This window comes from Pseudomonas sp. HMWF006, from assembly GCF_003061205.1.
Taxonomy (GTDB): Bacteria; Pseudomonadota; Gammaproteobacteria; order Pseudomonadales; family Pseudomonadaceae; genus Aquipseudomonas; species Aquipseudomonas monsensis.
Genome location: NZ_QAIU01000536.1, coordinates 2510 through 3006, shown reverse-complemented (window position 1 = coordinate 3006; position 497 = coordinate 2510). Strand labels below are relative to the sequence as shown.

The window sequence follows — 497 nt, the reverse complement described above, 5'->3', positions numbered from 1 at the left end:
CGCATGCGGTTGTAGTCGTCGAGGTTCCTGGTCATCGCACACCTGCCTTGTTTCAGCCAATTCGGGTCACGGTCAGCGCCACTACGGCAATCCGGTCAACCCGCTGATAGCCGGGGTTGAGCAACTCCTCGCCGAAGACATCGGGATCGAGTTCGCGGTAGGTCCAGCCAAAGCGCTTTTGATCCAGGCGCGGCAGCACCGTGTCGAGAAACGGATCGTGGCCATCGACCATCGCCACGCCGGTGTAGAGCAGCAGCGACCCTCCGGGTGTCAGGCGATTCAGTGATTGCTCGACGATGCGCAGCGACAGCCCGGCGCCCAGGGTACCGCCGCCATGTCGATAGGCGCGTGCCGCCGGATCGGCCATATACGGTGGGTTGGCGACGATCAGGTCGAACTCGCCCTCGACCCCCTGCAACAGATCGCTGACGCAGGCTTCGACGTTGGCCACCTCGGCCAGCGCCGCGTTGATCGTGGTCAGGCGCAGCGCGGCGGGA

1 protein-coding gene is annotated in these 497 nt (G+C 64.8%); it reads right to left on the bottom strand.

The genetic code is table 11. From position 1 onward, the window contains the following. Positions 1–52: 52 nt before the first annotated feature. Positions 53–497 (bottom strand): methyltransferase (locus tag DBR24_RS33510; RefSeq protein WP_256591786.1); only part of this gene is annotated, 445 nt, incomplete at its 5' end.